General features: G+C 45.7%; 16 protein-coding genes and 3 tRNA genes. 9 read left to right on the forward strand and 10 right to left on the reverse strand.

Features of this window, described 5'->3' with window-relative positions:
* Positions 1 to 18 precede the first annotated feature (18 nt).
* Genes GO003_RS12940 through GO003_RS12950 form a run of 3 tightly spaced genes read left to right on the forward strand, consistent with a single transcriptional unit; the run spans position 19 to position 1,302 of the window.
* On the forward strand, positions 19 to 342 hold the full coding sequence (locus GO003_RS12940; RefSeq protein WP_159656321.1) for a YbaB/EbfC family nucleoid-associated protein: 324 nt from the start codon (positions 19 to 21) through the stop codon (positions 340 to 342).
* A 5-nt stretch (positions 343 to 347) separates the two neighbouring features.
* The gene (gene recR / locus GO003_RS12945) at positions 348 to 944 is read left to right on the forward strand and encodes a recombination mediator RecR (RefSeq protein WP_159656319.1); all 597 of its coding nucleotides are present in this window, start codon (positions 348 to 350) and stop codon (positions 942 to 944) included.
* 19 nt (positions 945 to 963) lie between these two features.
* A complete protein-coding gene (locus tag GO003_RS12950; protein WP_159656317.1) occupies positions 964 to 1,302 on the forward strand; it encodes a histidine triad nucleotide-binding protein in 339 nt (112 codons plus the stop codon).
* Between the two features lie 180 nt (positions 1,303 to 1,482).
* Here GO003_RS12950 and rsgA read toward each other — a convergent pair whose 3' ends face one another.
* The gene (gene rsgA / locus GO003_RS12955; RefSeq protein ID WP_159656315.1) at positions 1,483 to 2,364 is read right to left on the reverse strand and encodes a ribosome small subunit-dependent GTPase A; all 882 of its coding nucleotides are present in this window, start codon (positions 2,362 to 2,364) and stop codon (positions 1,483 to 1,485) included.
* The gene (locus GO003_RS12960; RefSeq protein ID WP_159656313.1) at positions 2,361 to 3,611 is read right to left on the reverse strand and encodes a M48 family metallopeptidase; all 1,251 of its coding nucleotides are present in this window, start codon (positions 3,609 to 3,611) and stop codon (positions 2,361 to 2,363) included. Before GO003_RS12960 ends, rsgA begins: the two co-directional genes overlap by 4 nt.
* Positions 3,612 to 3,700: 89 nt before the next feature.
* Between GO003_RS12960 and orn the strand changes: the two genes are divergently transcribed.
* The 6 genes from orn (at position 3,701) to GO003_RS12990 (ending at position 7,561) form a co-directional block, all read left to right on the forward strand.
* Positions 3,701 to 4,246: an oligoribonuclease gene (orn, locus tag GO003_RS12965; protein ID WP_159656312.1), complete on the forward strand. Its 546-nt coding sequence runs from the start codon at positions 3,701 to 3,703 to the stop codon at positions 4,244 to 4,246.
* A gap of 141 nt (positions 4,247 to 4,387) precedes the next feature.
* Complete coding sequence (serS, locus tag GO003_RS12970) at positions 4,388 to 5,662, forward strand: serine--tRNA ligase (RefSeq protein ID WP_159656310.1); 1,275 nt, start codon at positions 4,388 to 4,390, stop codon at positions 5,660 to 5,662.
* 115 nt (positions 5,663 to 5,777) lie between these two features.
* Complete coding sequence (gltX, locus tag GO003_RS12975) at positions 5,778 to 7,181, forward strand: glutamate--tRNA ligase (RefSeq protein ID WP_159656308.1); 1,404 nt, start codon at positions 5,778 to 5,780, stop codon at positions 7,179 to 7,181.
* A gap of 48 nt (positions 7,182 to 7,229) precedes the next feature.
* Positions 7,230 to 7,305: transfer RNA gene (locus GO003_RS12980), tRNA-Ala, on the forward strand.
* A 25-nt stretch (positions 7,306 to 7,330) separates the two neighbouring features.
* A tRNA-Glu gene (locus GO003_RS12985) sits at positions 7,331 to 7,406 on the forward strand.
* 79 nt (positions 7,407 to 7,485) lie between these two features.
* Positions 7,486 to 7,561: transfer RNA gene (locus GO003_RS12990), tRNA-Glu, on the forward strand.
* A gap of 43 nt (positions 7,562 to 7,604) precedes the next feature.
* Here the strand turns inward: GO003_RS12990 and GO003_RS12995 are convergent.
* From GO003_RS12995 to GO003_RS13030, 8 genes are all read right to left on the reverse strand, one after another.
* Positions 7,605 to 9,347: an AMIN domain-containing protein gene (locus GO003_RS12995; protein ID WP_159656306.1), complete on the reverse strand. Its 1,743-nt coding sequence runs from the start codon at positions 9,345 to 9,347 to the stop codon at positions 7,605 to 7,607.
* Positions 9,348 to 9,517: 170 nt separating this feature from the next.
* Positions 9,518 to 10,297, reverse strand: a complete 780-nt coding sequence (locus tag GO003_RS13000; RefSeq protein WP_159656304.1) for an outer membrane lipoprotein-sorting protein — start codon at positions 10,295 to 10,297, stop codon at positions 9,518 to 9,520.
* Between the two features lie 90 nt (positions 10,298 to 10,387).
* Entirely contained in the window at positions 10,388 to 10,933 is a 546-nt protein-coding gene (locus GO003_RS13005) for a hypothetical protein (RefSeq protein ID WP_159656302.1), read from the reverse strand.
* A 350-nt stretch (positions 10,934 to 11,283) separates the two neighbouring features.
* Positions 11,284 to 13,146, reverse strand: a complete 1,863-nt coding sequence (gene dxs / locus GO003_RS13010) for a 1-deoxy-D-xylulose-5-phosphate synthase (protein WP_231088976.1) — start codon at positions 13,144 to 13,146, stop codon at positions 11,284 to 11,286.
* Position 13,147: 1 nt separating this feature from the next.
* Positions 13,148 to 14,812 (reverse strand): copper resistance D family protein, encoded by a 1,665-nt coding sequence (locus GO003_RS13015; protein WP_159652631.1) that lies wholly within the window; start codon positions 14,810 to 14,812, stop codon positions 13,148 to 13,150.
* A gap of 9 nt (positions 14,813 to 14,821) precedes the next feature.
* Positions 14,822 to 15,100, reverse strand: a complete 279-nt coding sequence (locus GO003_RS13020) for a copper resistance CopC family protein (RefSeq protein ID WP_231088977.1) — start codon at positions 15,098 to 15,100, stop codon at positions 14,822 to 14,824.
* 94 nt (positions 15,101 to 15,194) lie between these two features.
* Positions 15,195 to 16,583 carry an aspartate aminotransferase family protein gene (locus GO003_RS13025; RefSeq protein ID WP_159652627.1) on the reverse strand — a complete coding sequence of 463 codons (1,389 nt, stop codon included), beginning with the start codon at positions 16,581 to 16,583 and terminating at the stop codon, positions 15,195 to 15,197.
* Between the two features lie 9 nt (positions 16,584 to 16,592).
* Positions 16,593 to 19,223, reverse strand: a complete 2,631-nt coding sequence (locus GO003_RS13030; protein WP_159652625.1) for an MMPL family transporter — start codon at positions 19,221 to 19,223, stop codon at positions 16,593 to 16,595.
* Positions 19,224 to 19,229: the final 6 nt, after the last annotated feature.

Genomic DNA, 19,229 nt, shown 5'->3' on the forward strand with positions numbered 1-19,229 from the left:
TTAAGGAGTAACCCTACTATGAAAAATGCACTGGGCAATTTAATGCAGCAAGCCCAAAAAATGCAGGAAGATTTAAAAAATGCGCAAGATGAATTAGCACTGATGCAAGTGCTGGGAGAGTCTGGCGGTGGTCTGGTCAAAATAGTGATGACTGGCAAAAGGGAAGTGCGTAAAGTGACTATAGACGATTCTCTGGTCGGTGATGACAAAGATATGCTGGAAGATCTGGTTGCTGCCGCAATCAATGATGCGGTTCATAAAGTGGCCAAAATGAAGCAGGAAAAAATGGCGCAATTCACTGCAGGATTTCCTCTGCCGCCCGGATTTCAGATGCCTTTTTAATGGTGATGGATAAGAAAGGCCTGCTAGGACAATTAATTCAGGATTTGTGCTATCTGCCGGGAGTAGGGCCCAAATCGGCTCAAAGAATGGCATTCTATTTGTTGCAGCGTAACAGAGACGGGGCAAAAAGATTGGCGGAGACTTTGCTTGAGTCTCTCAATAAAGTGACCCGTTGTAAAAGATGCAGAAATTTGACTGATCAAATGATCTGTTCCATCTGTTCCAATCAAGGACGGGATCATTCTGTTGTCTGTATCGTTGAAACGCCCGCTGATGTGTGGGCAGTGGATCAGGCTGCGGTATTCGGTGGTGTGTTTTTTGTGCTTCATGGGCACTTGTCGCCGCTGGATGGCATTGGTCCGGATGAGCTTGGTTTGGATCTGCTTGAGCAAAGGCTGGAAAATAAAGAAATCAAAGAAATTATTTTGGCAACCAACTCTACCGTAGAAGGCGAGGCGACGGCGCAATTGATTTCAGAAATCGCAAAAAAATGCGATGTTCAGGCCAGCAGGATAGCCCATGGTGTTCCGATGGGGGGGGAACTTGAATACATCGATAGCAGTACTTTGACCCACGCATTTAAAGGGCGTAAGCCGATATAAAAAATAGAGGGGGGTAACAATGACAGATTGTATCTTTTGTAAAATGGTTTCTGGTGAAATGAAGCCTGATATTGTCTATGAAAACGAGCAGTTATTAGCCTTCAGAGACATCAATCCACAAGCGCCTGTTCATATTTTGATCATTCCAAAGGCGCATATCAGCACGTTAAACGATCTTAAGGATACGTCTCTTGCCGGGCGTTTGCTGCAGGCAGTGATTAAGGTTGCAGCGCAGGAAGGGTTAGCTGATGATGGCTATCGAACAGTAATCAACTGTAACGAGCAGGGGGGGCAGGATGTTTACCATTTGCATTTACATGTGCTGGGACGGCGTCAGATGCGCTGGCCTCCCGGCTAATAAGGCTGCTTTTTAACCGGATGTTGCCGATCCTTTCTGCAAAGGGACGACTTTTGTTTTGCCGCATAGTGCAATTCGTGACCCAAATGATTGCTATAAATCAGTCGTCGGTGGCCTCGTTTTTTTGACAAAACCTATTTCCATTCAAGTAAACACTTCGATAAAGCGTATCTTTTTTTATCAGGCCAGCGTCATTTTTTCTCTAAGCTTTAAAAAACGCTGGTAGCGACTTGCAGAAATATCGCCTTTTTCTATGGCCACTCGGATCGCGCAGCCTTTATCTTTATCGTGTCTGCAGTCGTTAAATTGACATTGATCAATGAATGGCTGAAAGTCTCTGAATCCATAAGCCAGATGTCTTTCGGTCAATCCTGCAAGTCCGAAAATGGCTACACCCGGACTATCGATCAGGTCGCCGCCGCCCGGTAGGTGATAAAGCGTGGCTGCCGTTGTAGTGTGGCGCCCGTGTCGGGTGGTTTCTGACAGTGTTTTGGTTTTTAAATCCAGGTCGGGAATCAGTGTTTTGGTTAAAGACGATTTGCCGACCCCCGATTGTCCGGCCAGAATGCTGGTTTGGTCTTTAAGTGCTGAATTAAGAGCATCCAGGCCCCGGTGGTCATAGGTGCTGACAGTATAAAAAGGGTAACCGAGCCGGTTGTAAATATCGAGCTCAGCTAACAAGGATTCGGGCAGGGCAAGGTCAATTTTATTCAAGATGATAGCCGCGTCTATGCCTCTATTTTCGCACACGGCAAGATATTGATCGATCAATAGAAAATCGCAAAAAGGTTCAACGGCCACGACAACAAAAACTCTGTCGATATTCGCCGCAACCGGACGGATCTTTCCATTACTTGACGGGCGAATCAGCAAAGAGCGTCTGGGCAATATTTCTTCAATACTGCCCTGATCAGGTGAGCTTAACCGCCATAAAACGCGGTCACCGACCGCGACAGTTTCCAGTTTCCGTCGCGGTTGGCAGAGAATGATTGCGTCATAGTATTGAACTGCAATGCCTTGGCCCAAGTGCGATATGACCAGGCCTTCAATCAATTCATTCATGTGGTTTGCATTTTTGATTCCAGATGCCCTATTCGAACGGCGGCAGGCGGATGACTGTAGTGGAAAGCAGAATACAAAGGATCAGGCGTTAAAGTGCTGGCATTTTCCTCATATAATTTAACCAGGCCGCTGATCATTTTTGAGGCTTTGGCATTGTTTGCAGCAAAGTCATCGGCTTCAAATTCAAATTTTCGTTGAAAATAAGCGCTTATGGGTTGCATGAAAGGTGTGAAAACAGGAGATACCATCGTAAACAGCAACAAAGCGGCTGCATTGGACGGCTGGCTAACGCCCAGTCCGTTGAAGAACCAATCCTGGTGGATGATCCAGCCTAAAATGGCAAAGCTGATCAAACTCATGATAGCACTAGCAATCAGCATTTTAATGACATGTTTACATTTGAAATGGCCTAGTTCGTGAGCTAAAACCGCCTCAAGTTCTTCATCATCCAGGGATTTAACGAGCGTATCAAAAAACACGATCCGCTTGTTGTTGCCCAGGCCAGTAAAGTAAGCATTGCCGTGCCCTGAGCGCTTGGAGCCATCCATGATAAAGATGCCTTTGCTGTTAAAACCACAGCGCGCGAGCAAACCTTGTATGCGATCTTTCAGCCCACCTTCTTCCATGGGCGTAAACGTGTTGAACAAAGGGGCAATTACGGTTGGAAAAAGCCAGCTCATCAATAGGGAAACGGACATCAAAACAGCCCAGGCCCAGATCCACCAGTTATCGCCGATTGATTCCATAATCCACAAAATGAGGGCTAACAGCGGTAAGCCGATTGCTGCCATCAAACCCAGTTGCAAGAACTGATCTTTGACGAATTGCTGGGTAGTGCTTTTGTTGAACCCGTATTTTTCTTCAATAACAAAAGTTTGATAGAGGTGTGTAGGCAGTTCTATCAGCGTCATGACCAAGATAATGCTAGCGATAGCACAAAGGTCTGCGACCAAAGGCGAAAGGCCCATGGCTTGCCATGTTTCAAATGCAAAACCGATGCCGCCGCCCAGGGTTAAGGCTAAAAGAATGACCAGGCCTATGATACTGTCGATACGGCCCAATTTGCCCTTATCGATCGTATAATCGGCTGCTTTCTGATGGGCTTCTAGGGATACGCGCGCTTTGAACGCATCAGGAACAGCAGCGCGATGCTGTAATACATGGGAAGCTTGCCGTTCTGCCAACCAGAACTGGATTGCGTAGGACAGGGCCAACGCAAATAAAAAAATGAGGGTAAAAGTATTCATCGTAATTTGTGTCCGATGTTAAGAAATAGCCATAAATAACCGCCAATGCTACACTAAGTGCAATTTTTATCATACTATGGAAACGAGCAATGGCAATGGACTCATCACATTTGATTTGGATTGATCTTGAAATGACCGGGCTTGATCCGGACCGTGACTTAATCATTGAAATAGCCACAATCGTAACGGATAAAGATCTGAATATACTGGCAGAAGGCCCTGTTATGGCGGTCCATCAATCCGATGCCGCTCTGGCAGCAATGGATGAGTGGAATCAAACGCACCACGGCGCGTCAGGTCTCATTGAAAGGGTAAGGTCTTCTACCTTCAATGATGCTGAAGCGGAGTCTAAAACACTGGCGTTTTTGAAAGAGTGGGTGCCTGAAAAGACCTCGCCGATGTGTGGTAACAGTATTGGTCAGGACAGGCGTTTTCTGTACCGGTATATGCCGCAGTTAGAGGCCTTTTTTCATTACCGGAATTTGGATGTTTCAACACTCAAGGAACTTGCTGCCCGCTGGGCGCCTCACTTAAAAGACGGCTTTACCAAGAAGGCTGCGCACAGAGCCTTGGATGATATTGTTGAATCGATTGAAGAGTTACGTTTCTACCGCACACATTTCATTAAGTTCTGATCATACCCGGTCCCATTCAATTTATTCAAAATACAAAAGGCACGCCCTAATCCAAGTCGTTAGCTTGTTTCCGGTCTGCTTATTGATTTCAGGGAATCTTCCCTTCGTCGTTTAACACAACTTTAAAGGTAAACAAGCACTATGCTAGATCCGCGTTTATTCAGATCCGATCTTGATTATATCCGCCAGCAATTAGATCGCCGTTCATTTCAATTCGATACCGATGGCTATATCAAATTGGAAGCACAGCGAAAAGATATTCAAGTCAAAACGCAAGATTTACAAAATGAGCGTAATAACCGGTCAAAATTGATTGGTCATGCGAAGGCCAGTGGACAAGACATCCAGCCTTTACTCGATCAAGTTCAGAATTTGGGTGATCAGCTTAAAGAAGCCGAAAATGAACTGGCTGCAGTTCAAGCGCAATTGTCAGAAATCATGGAGGGTATTCCCAATATTTTGGATGAATCGGTTCCCGCAGGACGCAGCGAAGATGAGAATCTGGAGATTTATACCTGGGGTCAAAAAAAGGATTTCACGTTTCAACCTAAAGATCATGTTGAATTGGGCGCCATCGATAAAGGCATGGACTTTGAGTTGGGCGTTAAAATTGCCAGTGCGCGTTTTGTTGTCTTGAAAGGACCTCTGGCTAGATTACAGCGAGCGATTATTCAACTGATGCTGGATACGCATACGTCAGAACACGGTTATACGGAAACTTATGTTCCTTACCTCGCCAATGCAGCAACCTTGAGGGGTACCGGGCAGTTGCCTAAATTCGAACAGGATTTGTTTAAAGTGAATAACGATCCTGCTTTTTATTTGATTCCTACAGCTGAAGTGCCCGTGACCAATATTGTCCGGGACGAAATTGTTGAAGCGAAAGAACTCCCGTTAAAATTCGTTTGTCATACCCCCTGTTTTCGAAGCGAGGCGGGCGCTTACGGCAAAGACGTTAAAGGCATGATTCGCCAGCATCAATTTGAAAAGGTTGAATTGGTCCAAATCGTCAAGCCTGAAGATTCCGCTGCAGCCCATGAACAATTGACTGCGCATGCAGAGGCGATTCTTAAAAAGCTCAACTTGCCTTATCGTAAAGTATTGCTGTGTGCCGGTGATACCGGATTCTCCTCAGCAAAAACCTATGATTTGGAAGTCTGGCTTCCGGGTCAAAATACGTATCGGGAAATATCATCCTGCAGCAATTTTAAGGATTTTCAGGCAAGAAGGCTTCAGGCGAGGTGGCGTAATCCTGAAACCGGTAAGCCTGAGTTACTGCATACACTGAATGGGTCCGGACTTGCTGCAGGGCGAGCCTTGATAGCCGTGATGGAAAATTATCAGGATGAACAAGGCCGTATTCATATTCCTGATGCCTTAATTCCCTACATGGGTGGCTTACAGGTTATAGGCTGATTTCGCCTTTGTCGAACCGGAATTCCGTTATGTTGAGCCTTATACAGCCGGTTTTCCTGTATAGCGCTGAATACATAGCCACAAAATAATAAAATTAACTGAAGAATTATTTCTCATGACGATACGAACACGATTTGCGCCCAGTCCAACCGGTTATTTGCATATTGGTGGTGCCCGCACCGCTTTGTTTTCATGGCTTTATGCCCGCAAGCACGGCGGCAAGTTCATTTTACGAATTGAAGATACCGATTTGGAACGGTCCTCTCAGGAATCAGTGAATGCCATACTGGAAGGCATGACCTGGTTGGGGCTGGAATACGATGAAGGTCCTTTCTATCAGACGCACCGGTTTGATCGATACAAGGAAGTCATTCAGCAATTATTGAATCAAGGTGACGCTTACTATTGTTATTGTTCCAAGGAGGAACTGGAGCAGTTACGTAATGAACAGATGGCTAATAAAGAAAAGCCCCGGTACAACGGCAAATGTCGCCAGGAAAGCTATTTTGTGGAAGGCCAGGAGCCTGTCATACGATTTAAAAATCCTGAAGACGGTGCTGTGACCATCAATGATTTGGTCAAGGGGGATATTGTCGTTGCCAACAAGGAATTGGATGATTTGATCATCGCCCGTTCCGATGGAACCCCAACGTATAATTTGACCGTTGTTGTTGATGATATGGATATGGGGGTAACGCATGTTATTCGGGGCGACGACCATATCAACAATACGCCCAGACAGATGAATATTCTTAAGGCGTTAGGTGCCAATGTGCCCGAATATGCTCATTTGCCGATGATTTTGGGTTCGGATGGCGCGCGGCTATCCAAGCGGCACGGGGCGGTCAGTGTCATGCAATACCGGGACGACGGATTTTTGCCTGAGGCATTATTGAATTATTTAGTTCGGCTGGGATGGTCTCATGGTGATCAGGAAATATTTTCACTGGATGAAATGGTCGAATTCTTTGATTTAGAGCAGGTTAATGTTTCTGCTTCTTCATTTAACCGTGAAAAGCTGGTTTGGCTCAATCATCACTATATTATGACCTCAGATCCGGCGCATGTGGCCAGGCATTTAAGCTGGCATATAGGGCAAAAGGAAATCGATCCAACCGATGGTCCTGATTTGGTTGAAGTTGTCAAAGTCCAAAGAGAACGGTGTAAAACACTGGTTGAAATGGCTGAAGCCAGTCTTTATTTTTACAAGGAATTTGAAGCATACGAAGAAAAAGCGGCCAAAAAGAATTTAACCACCGAAGCGGCTCTTGTGCTTCAAGGGCTGCATGAGCGCTTTTCTAGTGTTGAAGATTGGCGCAGTGATAAGTTGCATCAGATTGTTCAGGCATTTGCAGAGGACAGACAATTAAATTTAGGAAAAGTAGCCCAGCCGTTGCGTGTTGCAGTCATGGGTTCATCGGTTTCGCCGGCTATTGACGCGACATTAACGCTTTTAGGGAAGCAGAAAACATTGGCCCGGATAGAGCGGGCTATTGCTTATATTAAAACCTTAAATTAGTACTGGACAAGGCCGATTTATTCTGTAGAATACGCGGTCTCAACAGACGGGGCCATAGCTCAGCTGGGAGAGCGCAACACTGGCAGTGTTGAGGTCAGCGGTTCGATCCCGCTTGGCTCCACCAAATCCGTTGATTAATTGTGATTTTAGTCCCCATCGTCTAGTGGCCTAGGACACCGCCCTTTCACGGCGGTAACGGGGGTTCGAACCCCCCTGGGGACGCCATATTGTTTTTTGCTCGGACAATGTGGGTTAAAAAAATGAGTAAGCATATCGAGCTGCTGTAAAGACTGAATCTGATTTAGTCCCCATCGTCTAGTGGCCTAGGACACCGCCCTTTCACGGCGGTAACGGGGGTTCGAACCCCCCTGGGGACGCCAATTGGCTGTCTGTTTACCCGGTATTTGTTAAACGGGGTCTAATTTAAAAATAATAACTCAACTGTGCTCTTATGTGATCGTCATCCTTGAACATAAACACAGGATCTGATGCGGAAATACCGTTAAAGAGACGAAGTTCCAGTTCCGCTTTCCAGCTATCTCCTATTCTACGACTCGCCTCCACGCTGAACAACTTTGTATTTCGTGTCCTGTCAAAAATGACGCCTGCCAGAATCTGGCTATCCTGAACGTCATTAAAACCAAACCTTAATGCAGTCAAAATATCATCCTGAAAAATGGTTTGTTGGGTTAGTGCGGTCATATTGTTATAACCGCGGCTGTCATACATGTATTCAACCACGACGCCTAAATCCAGTCCTGATTCAAATAAATCAAACAACGTGTATTCGACTCCACCGGTAGCGGCAAAAATTGCGGAGCCCTGGCCTAGTCTGACCAGCGATTCCAGCTTCCAAAGCCAACTTCCTTGGGTGACTTGCACATCGAGACTGGTTTGATCGATATAGTCATAATAGGGAATCAGTTTTGTGAGTTCGCCTTGGGTGTCAAAAGTCGGGACAATGGTCGGTTGTCGTGCCGTTCCATGAAAATGGGCCAGGCCTATATCCCAATCACCGATGCTTTGTGACCAGCGGGCTGCATAAGCCAAATGTTTTTCGGCGCCATGCTTTTCAAATTGCGCGTCTCCCATATCAATCATAGGGTCTGTGCGAAGGCGGCCTTCAATTCCTGGAAATGTTCTTTCTCTGAACCCGGTAAGAAAAAATAAATCTACTGTCCCCCAATCGTTAACCCAGGCAAAATTAATCATGGGTTGGCCCAATTTGTCTTCGCCGTCGGTATTTTCAACGAAATCAGTTTGATTGATAATATCAACCAGATGGATTCCCTCTGTCACGCCCCAAAATACTTTGTGAAAGCCGACACGCAATTCCCAATGGTCGGTCGCTTTTTCCCAGGTCAATTCGCGAATATCAAAATGCGTTCGTCGGTTATCGTGTTGAGAGTAACGGTAGAAAGGTACAAAGGTAAAGCTTTGCTTGTCATTATCCCAGCGTCGATAAAACTCGGGTTGTATTACCCCTGAGATGTAATTATTGTGCTGCCGGCTGTCTGTTCCGTCATTAAAAAAACCCAGATTTTCCGCGCCAACGTAACCGGATATTTCCCAATTGGAAAATAGCGTATCGATGTTGTCTCTTGCGCCAAGAGGCGTTTTAGACGTCAATACGGGCGCAGGTTCAGCGTTATCAGTTTTTTGTTTAGAACCGGTCAAATCTGTTTCAACGTTCGATGACAAAGGCGTATCGATGATTTGCCGGGGTAACGGTACTTGCTGGGTAAGCGGTTCAATCAGCGTATGTTGTGATTGATGATTCAACTGAATGATTAGCTTGCCCATATCGGTTTTATCGACGGTGGCAACCTGATTGTCCTTGTTTACGGGCTTGTTTAAGTCCAGTACCAGCCTGAAATCCTTTTGGTTTCTTTGTGCGTAACGTAATCTTAGAAATTCCGGGTGTTTTGTTGGCGGCTGGATAAATGTGTTAGTCAGCTTTGCGTCAAACAAGTCGATAACAAGCCTGGGCGGGTTATCCAAAAAGAAAACGTTATGTTCAGGTATTGAAGTAAAACTCAGTATAAATTGGCTGGTTTCATTTCCTTCGTTGAAGGCTAAATCGAGTAGTTCCGTTTTTTGAGCATTAACAGCGGGTGTCAATAACAGCAAATTGGCAACTAAAAGCCCACTCCGGAAATAATTCATAAAATGCAATCAGAAGGGGGCAAAAAATAAAAGGGTGGCAGGGTTACATTAATCATTTTGAGTCATTAAGAATACTGGGGTTAAGCAGCAAGCCTGGGTTCCGATAACGGCAACCCTCAACTTTAATGACGATTTCAAATCAGAGCCCAATTTTGGCTGAGTAATTCTTACTATCGGGATCTTTTTAACGTATTTTGATCAAAGTCGCGTTCACTCAGACCGGTTTTAAACTTTAGGTTTTCTGTTAACAAACTGGTACTTTTGCCGTTTTGATGATTAGTCATCAGCATTTCATTTGGGCGCCAAAACTGATCCAGATACAATTTATAGTCTTTATTTTCAAGTGTCTTCAATAGGCTGTTCTTGCGGTCATAATACTCTACCTTCAGAATAATATAACGTGCCTTGTCTATCCAGGAAATCTGACGGGTGTAGCCGCTATGTTCATACTGCGGGTATAACTCAACTACGAAACTGTCAATGCCATCCTGGATCTCATCTTTGAGATACTTGTATTTATATTTTGGAATTTCAAACGAATTTAAGTCTTCAAACGCAAATTCACTACCTAGGAACGGGCCTGACTTGTTACTCGAAGAAATACGTTTTACCCGTTTAAGAGCGGGCAGGAATAGCCATTGATCATCAGGAACAAGTGCGTGAGTGAAGCTTAAAAATGCAGTACCCTTAACATCGGCAGGGCTGTCAAAAATAGTCAGACTTTTATCGCCATCGCTATTGACTTCAAGAGTATTCATTCTAAGCTGCCGGATTGATTCATCTCCGCTTCGATTTCGTAAAATCATTTTTAATTCAGACTGACTGTCTAGCCAGCCGGTATCTTTGCGCACCACTTCTTCAGAAATTTCCAGCCCTATTTCTTCCGGTGTTTTTGCAAAACAGGGATTAAGCAAAAATCCAAGTACTATCGTTATCAATAAAGTCTTCATAAAACTCCTTCTGATTCTGCAACTGAACTGTTAATTATTTTGCCGCACTGTAAAAACAATTTAGAAAGCAAAAAGTTAACAAGCGATTTTTTAAAGAGTAAGCCAAATTAGGATCAGTGATATGCCCAGGCTATAGGCGGACACCAATTTAATTTTCTGTTTATGTGAGAGGGCGCGCCAGCTAGAGTATTTTTGTCTTTTATAGTTTAGCCAAACTGCAAAAATATTTCTTTTTATGCGCAGCCAAAAGCGAGGTAGGTATCGGGCAAACAAAATAAGTCCAATAAAGCCGATAATCAATACACCATTGGCAATGATGGTTTCGGTTTCATGATGGTCGGTGTGTAAAAGGTGTTCGAGAATTTCTTCAAGCAGTTGTTCAACAAGCTCGATGAAAATATGAATGATTTCTAAAAGGAGCTCAAAAATCTCTATGACGAGTTCCAGCAACTCTTCAAAAAAGACAATAAGTATAAATAAGAGTGCAAATCTGACAGATACCCGTTTTATCATGGCAGCGTCTCCTTCAGAAGAAGGGCCTGATTCATTTGGGTTCGTTGATTCGCCTCTAGCGGCAATCAGTTTGTGTATTAATTTTTTGACTCTCAAAGGAATTATCAAACTGGGTTGTCCCATCCATATCCGGTCAGGATTGGGTAATTATCGGTTTAATAGTGAAGTTGAGCCGTTTCGAAGCAAAAAATGCTTCATTTAAATTTATGGATTAAAAATTGAAGTACTTCACAACTTTTTTCTTACTTAAAATTCTCAGAAGTACCCTCAACTTTGGTTTCATTAAACCGCACAAAAGGGAATTTGTCGACTGGCTTTAGAGTTATTAAAAAGTGAAGAGTGAGAAATGCCTAAAACGACAGCTCAAATTTGGATGGGGTTCCTCGGTTAGCAAAATTATTTGCTTGACCTAAAAATAAATGCAGAGATCAAGAAGTGTGCTTCCTTGCACCTTATGCATTTGAAGATCTTTTTTATGCACAAAACTGCTCGATAGCCGCCTTTATACCGGCGGGGTCCAGACCGCATAACGCCAGCAGCTCTTCGCGGGTGCCTTGTTCGATGAACGCATCGGGCAGACCGATATTCAAGACCGGCATCAGGATTCTCTGCGCCTGTAAAAAGTCATTCACGCCGCTACCTGCGCCACCGGCAATGACGTTTTCTTCAACCGTGACCAACACATCATGGCTTTTGGCCAGTTCCAGTATCAGGCTTTCATCCATGGGTTTGACAAAGCGCATATTGACCACGGTCGCACCGAGTTGCTTGCCGGCTTCTTCTGCCGGAGCCACCATGCTGCCAAAGGCCAGTACCGCAATACGGCCGCCTTCATGGCGAATTTGTGCTTTGCCGATAGGCAGGCCGGTCAACGCTGGCTCGATCGCCACACCCGGGCCTTTGCCGCGGGGATAGCGCACCGAGGCAGGGCCGGGGTGCAGAAAACCGGTGGTCAGCATTTGCCGGCATTCGTTTTCATCGGCCGGCGCCATAATCAGCATATTGGGCAAACAGCGCATGTAGCTGTAATCGAAACTGCCCGCATGGGTCGGGCCGTCGGGTCCGACCAGACCGGCGCGGTCCAGGGCAAACAACACATCCAGATTTTGCAGCACCACGTCATGAATCAATTGATCATAAGCCCGTTGTAAAAACGTCGAATAGATCGCCACCACCGGTTTGGCACCTTGGCAGGCTTGACCGGCCGCCAGCGTCACCGCATGTTGCTCGGCAATCGCCACATCAAAATAACGCTCCGGAAAGCGTTGGGAAAACTCAACCAGGCCTGAACCTTCGCGCATCGCCGGCGTAATGCCCAGCAGGCGTGAGTCTTGGGCCGCCATATCACACAACCAGCTGCCGAATACCTGGGTATAGGTGGGATGCGGGGAAGGCGCCGATTTGGGCAGGCAGTCTTTGGCCGGATCGAAAGCCGGAACGCCATGGTAAGCGAGCGGGTCTTTTTCAGCCGGCGGATAGCCTTTACCTTTCTTGGTTACGATATGCAAAAAGCGTGGGCCGGAAATCCGTTTCAGATTGTCCAGCGTCGACACCAGCATATCCAGATCATGACCATCAATAGGGCCGATATAATTAAAGCCCAATTCCTCGAACAAGGTACCCGGCACAATCATGCCTTTCATATGCTCCTCGGTCTTACGCGCCAGTTCCCAGACGCTAGGCATGCTGCTCAAGACTTTTTTACTTTCCTCGCGCATCGACGAATACAACTTGCTCGATAAAATCTTGGTCAGATAATTGTTCATCGCGCCGACATTGGGCGAAATCGACATGTCATTATCATTCAAAATGACCAGCAGATTGGCATCCAGCGATCCAGCATGATTCATCGCCTCAAAAGCCATGCCGCCGGTAATACTGCCGTCGCCGATAATCGCCACCATCTGCTTGTTTTCGCCTTTCAGGCGGGAAGCAATCGCCATGCCCAACGCCGCGCTGATCGACGTGCTGGAATGGCCGACCCCGAACGCATCGTACTCACTTTCGGCACGATTGGGAAACGCACAAATGCCGTCCCGGGTTCGGATCGTCGTCATGCGGTCTTTCCGGCCGGTCAGGATTTTATGCGGATAAGCCTGATGTCCCACATCCCAGACCAGCTGGTCGGACGGCGTATCAAACACATAATGCAGCGCCACCGTTAGCTCCACTGTGCCCAGACCCGCCGAGAAATGGCCGCCCGAGATACTCACCGTGTGCGTCAGAAATTCACGCAGTTCCGCGGCCAGCGGCTTGAGCAATTCCTTGGGCAGGCGCCGAAGATCTGCGGGAGAGTCGATGTCTTGAAGCAACGGGTAGTTTTTTAATGAAATCATGTTAATAGAGGGGTTCGCGGTAGAACATCAGGATGAGTCCTATTAAAAATAAGGCGGCGACCGAGACAAACCCGGCTATATCTTTGCCCGGTTTATCCAGTTTTAACTCCAGCCAGCGGCCGCAGGCCAAAATCAGGGACATAACGCCCATCATCGTGTGGCCCACTTGAATCAGGAATGCACTTTTAGGTTGAAAGCCCACATGTGAATGCGTCAACAGCATTAATCCACCAAACGCAGCCAGAATGGGAAAGAAATAAGGCATATTGGTGTTTGCATTTTTTGATTTTCTGGCCTGGAGTTCCAGTATGCCTAAAACAAAAACCAGAAGAGTTGCAATTCTGTGCTGCAGGACTTCACCATTGCTAAAAGTGCTTTCCCAGAAACCAATAGGGCCCAAGGGCCAACTTTCCGCGTCGCTCCGGAAAAATAAAAACACCCCTAGCGCTACAAAGCCAAAAGGCCAATAGCGGGTATATTTCAGGCAGCCATCAAACAGTGAAAATGCTGACGGCAAGCGTTTCGTATAAGACAGCATTGCAAAAAAACTCATTACCGTGAGAAAGATGCCTGAAATGTTGTGATTATAGTCTGACCAGGCGGTGGCAGCCGGAGAGGGGACCTGACCTATTATTGCAACTCTACCCGCTTCCCCGGCCAGTAATTCTTCATGGGTGGGTGACTGTGTTCTGGGTACGCGCGGCGTAAAGGTGCTGACCACGTCCTGCCAGCTGGCTGTTAAATTAGGTATGTCAGAAGCGGGTGGTTGTGAGGCGAGACTGGCGGCTGTGAATAATAAAGTAACCAGCACAAAGGTTTCAGCTTCTATGTAGTAAGGAACACGATGGTTTAAAGCGAAGTTATTGCCGGTCAGCTGAAATTGTTTGACGGCATTTCGATTCAGGAAGGCAAAGCCTAGCGCCAGACCCAACAATATGATTTTCACCATCAACAGGTTGCCATACCCGGTACCTATAAAGCCGTTTATGGAATCGATGTACTGGAAAGCCATTGGTAAGCCAGTGCCCAGCAGTAAAATTACACTCGCGATACCGAAAGGTGAAAAACTTTTCAGAAATTGCGGCCATAAATGCGCTGGAATATCTTTTCGCTGATGTAATAGCCAGATATTAACCAGTTGAAAGCTTCCGCCTATCCATGCTGCAGCGGCAATCTGGTGAGCAACAGTCAGAAACATCAACAGATATCGATTTTCAAATCGTCCGGCGCCGTGCACCAGCCAAGCTCCAGAGATGATCATTGGAATAGCAATATAACCGGCCATTCGCCAATGAGTTTTCGAATAAGGATTTTGTTTTAAAAACTGATGACAATAATAAGCCTCTGACAGCGTCAGCATCATACGCAGCAGTCCCCCCTGAAACTGTACGGTATCGGCAATCTCAGGAAAGGGCCAGCGTTCCAAAATAGCCGTCATGAGCCAAATTTTAAGAATGACCTTGAATAATTGCGCAAAAGCCAGAAAACAGGCGGCTTTAAAAATCAGGGTGATGATTTTTTGCAACATCAACGGATTATAAACGTGCGAGTTTTGCCAGGGACGCAGCAGAAAATTTGTCCAAAGCAGGCCGCCAACCAGTATTGAATACAAAATCAAATCGACTCCGCCTATCAAGGAGTCAAGAAAATCTGCAATACCTTCCATTTTCTGTTCCTATTGCGAAACGTTGAAGTGAATTACATCTTCGGTCAGATGGCCGTCTGCGGCCAGCACTTTGAGCCTGAGTGCATATTGGCCCTCCTTCAAAGGGGGAGTATCAACCACTATTTGGCCCTGTTGATCGCCTTTGTGGATAGTCAATGTTTTATGTTTGTCACCTTCACTGACCAGAAAAACCTGGGATAAGCCGACTTCAATTTTTGAATTGAAATTGAGTGTAACTTGAGCCGGTTGATTGGCTTGTATCGGTGCAATTTTAAGCGAATAATCCATGACGACCGCGTGTGCCAGGGCGTTTGAAGGCTGAGCTGTCAGGAAAATTAAAAATAGTAAGGCTGAAAATCGTTTCATAATGGTTGAACTGAAATTAGTTTTTCTTATTTTTTAGAGCGTGGCTGGCCAAGTTTTTACCTAAATCCCAAATAGAACCGGGTACCTGATGAGTATCGGCGATCGTTTTTTCAAAGGATTGGATAATGTGATCCCTGTCTTTTTGAGTCAGAATCAGGGGCGGCAGAAGTTTGACAACGTTCATGCCGTGTCCGGCTACCTGGGTCAATATTCTGTGTTCTTTAAAGAGAGGAATGGTAATCATCTGACAAAACAAGCCTTTATTTGCAGTTTCGAGCATAACCCACGCGGCTTTTAAGGAAAGGCTTTTGGGTGCGTTGAATTCAATCGCAATCATGGAGCCTTTTCCGCGTGCTTCTTTGAGAAACTCATATTTACCGGACATCGCATTTAATGTGCTGATGATGTCTTCTCCCACTTTCGCACTGTTCTCAACCAGGTTTTCAGCTTTGATCACTTCCAAACTGGCTAAGCCAGCGGCCATGGCCATGTTGTTTTTAGAAAATGTTGAACCATGAACGACGGCTCTGTCCATTCTGTTAAAAACGCTGTCCATAATATGGTGTGTCATAGCGACGGCGCCAACCGGCACAAAACCACCGGACAGGGCTTTTGCCATGCAAATCATGTCTGGTTTAACATTCCAATGTTCGATAGCCCAAAACTTTCCGGTACGGCCGATGCCCGTTTGTATTTCATCGGCTACAAACAAAGTGCCGTATTTTTTACAAAGCCGTTCAACTTCAGGCAGGTAATTATCATCCGGTAAATTAACGCCTTTACCCTGAATGGGTTCAACTATAAATGCGGCGACATCTTTATTGCTGAGCGCTTTTTCAAGTGCTGCCAAATCATTAAAAGGTACGGCCACACAATCAGGCAGAAGGGGACCAAACCCTTCACGGAAAATGTGTTCGCCATTTAACGACAAGGCGCCCATCGTCAGGCCATGATAGCCATGTTCGCAATAAACAATTTTGCTCCGTTTCGTGGTGTAGCGGGCAAATTTGATGGCGGCCTCGACCGCTTCCGTTCCTGAATTACAGAAAAACACCTTATCCAGATTATCCGGCGTTGTCTTCAAAAGTTCCTTGGCCAACAAGCCGCTGAGTATGGAGACGTCGAGCTGAACAAGATTGGGTAATTCCAGTGTTAAGGTTTCTTGCAAGGCGCTTATTACCGAGGGATGGTTGCGCCCGATTGCGAAAACGCCAAAGCCGCTGAGCAGATCGAGATACTCATTATCATGCTCGTCATACAAGTATTGCCCATTGGCTCTTTTGTAATTACGATCATAACCAATTGTTTTGAGGACTCTGACCATCTGGTTGTTAAGATGCTTTTCATGCAACTCGAATTTATCGGTGCTGTGTTGCGCTAAAAGCTCGGCTATGCTGAAAGACATGGATGACCTCTAATTAATTTTTTTACTGGTGAATGCGGGCAGGATGATTAAGCTGCAAATGATCATGAACAATATGCCGATTGCCAATAATAATCCCATGCTCGCTGTTCCTCTGTGGGGCACAAAGGCGAGACTTGAAAAGCTGCATAAGGTGGTTAATGCACTAAATAAAACGCCCCTGGCGGTGCTGCTTTGCAATAAATCAGTACTATCCGACCAGCCTTGATGAAGTCTGTGGACCACATGAATGGAACTGTCTACTCCCATGCCCATCAATAAGGGCAGGGCAATGACATTGGCAAAGTTAAAAGGATTATCGAGTAAAACGTTGGTCGCTCCCGTGTACAAAGCGGCAAGTATCAGAGGGCTAACGATTAAAATAGTTTCCTTGATACTTTTTGAAATGATCAAAATAAGCAATATGATGGCGGCAAGCGCGCCGCCAAACGCCTCAATAAACGATTCAGCCACCGCACTGCCTGAGGCTTGATCTGCGACAGGCAAACCGGAGATTGTGTCATCTACCGTTTGTACCTCGCGGACAAATTCTTTTAGGTTGCTGCTAATGTTTTGGTCTTTAGCCGGGGTGATCAGAATTTTGTAGAGTCCATCGTCGCTGATCCAGTGTTCTCTGATGTAATCCGGTAAATCTTCCAATCCATAATCAGTAGCGGTCAGGCTTGAGCTCAAACGCTGCATGGTATAGGGCAGAAGTCCCAGCAGGTTTTCCTCTAATGCCGAGTATTCAAGATCAGGATGGGTTTGTTTATCAGCAAAGCTTGTAAATTTTTTGATGGTGTCCTGCAATGATTGCATGGCTGCCAACGGCGCAGTGCTATTTGCAGCATTGATGGCTTTTCTCAAGGTCTCGGAAAAATCCAGTAAAACTGCTTTTTGGTTATTCGGTGATAGCGGATTATCAAATTGTTTAAGCTGTGTACCCAGGATCATATCCAGTTCTTCAAGCATTGCCAGTTTGTCATCCTGATCCTCGGCCACAAAACTTTTTAAGGTAATGGTTTCATGGACTGAGGGCAGTTTTTCAAGTTTGCCGGCTAGTACCAGCGCCTCGTCAAGGCTGTTGGTGAGTCCGATTAAAGCAAAAGGGGAATCCGTTTTTGATTTAAGTAATTCTCTAATGGCTTTTACTGACTCGCTGTCAGGGTTTCTTAAATTGATTGGGTTTGAGTCGAATTCAAGGTCCGTCAGAATAAAACAGGAGGCTATAGCCGTCAGCAGCGTTACTATGCGAATCGGTTTGGCATACTTGAACGGAAAAAGGGCCAGATTGGGGTGTAACTGAGATGAGCTGAATGGCTTTACATTTTTTATCGGCATTACTTTAAATAGAGCGGGCACGATGCTGAGCGATAATGCCAGGCCTATAAACATGCCGCCGCTTGCAATAATGCCTAATTCAGATACGCCGGCATAATCGGTAGGGATAAAAGCAAGGAATCCTAAGGCGGTGGTCAATGCGCATATGAATAATGAAAAACCGATGTTGTTGATACTGTCGCTGATGGCCAGTTCGTTGGTCATGCCTTCGGCTCTGCATTCCCGGTAACGCAGGCTGATATGGGTGGCGTAATCTACTCCCAGGCCAATATAGAGAACGGCAAACGCCACCGAAATAATATTCAGATGTCCTACCGACACTGTAGCAAAGCCTGCGGTCAGGGCGAGTCCCATGATCAGTGCAATGAAGGTTGCGAACAATAATTTGAAAGAACGAAAGCCAAGCCAAAGCACGGTGCATACCAGCATTAAAGAGGCAATGCCAGAAAAAATGGCGCCGTCAGTAACGCTTTCCAGTTCTTCATGTTCTAAAGCTGTTTCGCCGGTCATGCGAATGGTGACTGCGGGGTATTCGGCCATCAGCTTCAACGAAATTTCATGTGCTGAAGTGAGCGCACTATCGGCAGGCAAAATTTCGGAGAAATTCATTCTAGGTTTTGCGATAACCAAAGTGCGCTTGGATTCAGTATTGAGCTTGTTGCCGGCCAGTAAATTCTGCCAGGATAAGTATTGAGGTTTCTGTTCAATTCTCTGGTATAAGATGTGTTCAATTCCGGAGAGTAAAGGCACCAAATCCATGGGCAGTGTTTCTTTTTTCTCCTCCAGAGCGAGACGGATAATCTCAAACAAACCTTTCAGGTTGTAATTTTCAGACAGATGGCCAATAAAAGGTTGAGCGTCAGTCAGCTTTTGGGTCAGTTCTTCCAGTTCGTCAATGTCCAGAAACAAAAGCGCTTGCTGGCGAAAAAATGGATTGTCGGTTGGGATATAGACAGACTCAAAAAGATTGCCCAGTTGCTTAAGTTGCACTGCCAGTTTTTCAGCAACCTGGGATGTTTGCTCCGGCGTTTCTCCGTCAACTATCAGTAAAAGAGTTGATGCATCTTTTGGAAAAGCATTTTCTACTCGCTTACGATTCACCTGAAAAGGCAAATCAGGTGACAACATATCGGCCGTGTTCGTATAAAAACCGAGATTTTTGGCCGTGTAGAACAGACTTCCTGCGCTAAGCAGCGTCGTTACTATTAATAATACCCAAGGAAACTGTAAGACCTTTTTTTCCCACCATAAGAGCAGTTTGATGAGTGAGCCAACTAAAAAAGAGTGTTTGGACTTTGACATAGCAAG

Origin of the sequence: Methylicorpusculum oleiharenae, assembly GCF_009828925.2 — a bacterium.
Classification (GTDB): domain Bacteria; phylum Pseudomonadota; class Gammaproteobacteria; order Methylococcales; family Methylomonadaceae; genus Methylicorpusculum; species Methylicorpusculum oleiharenae.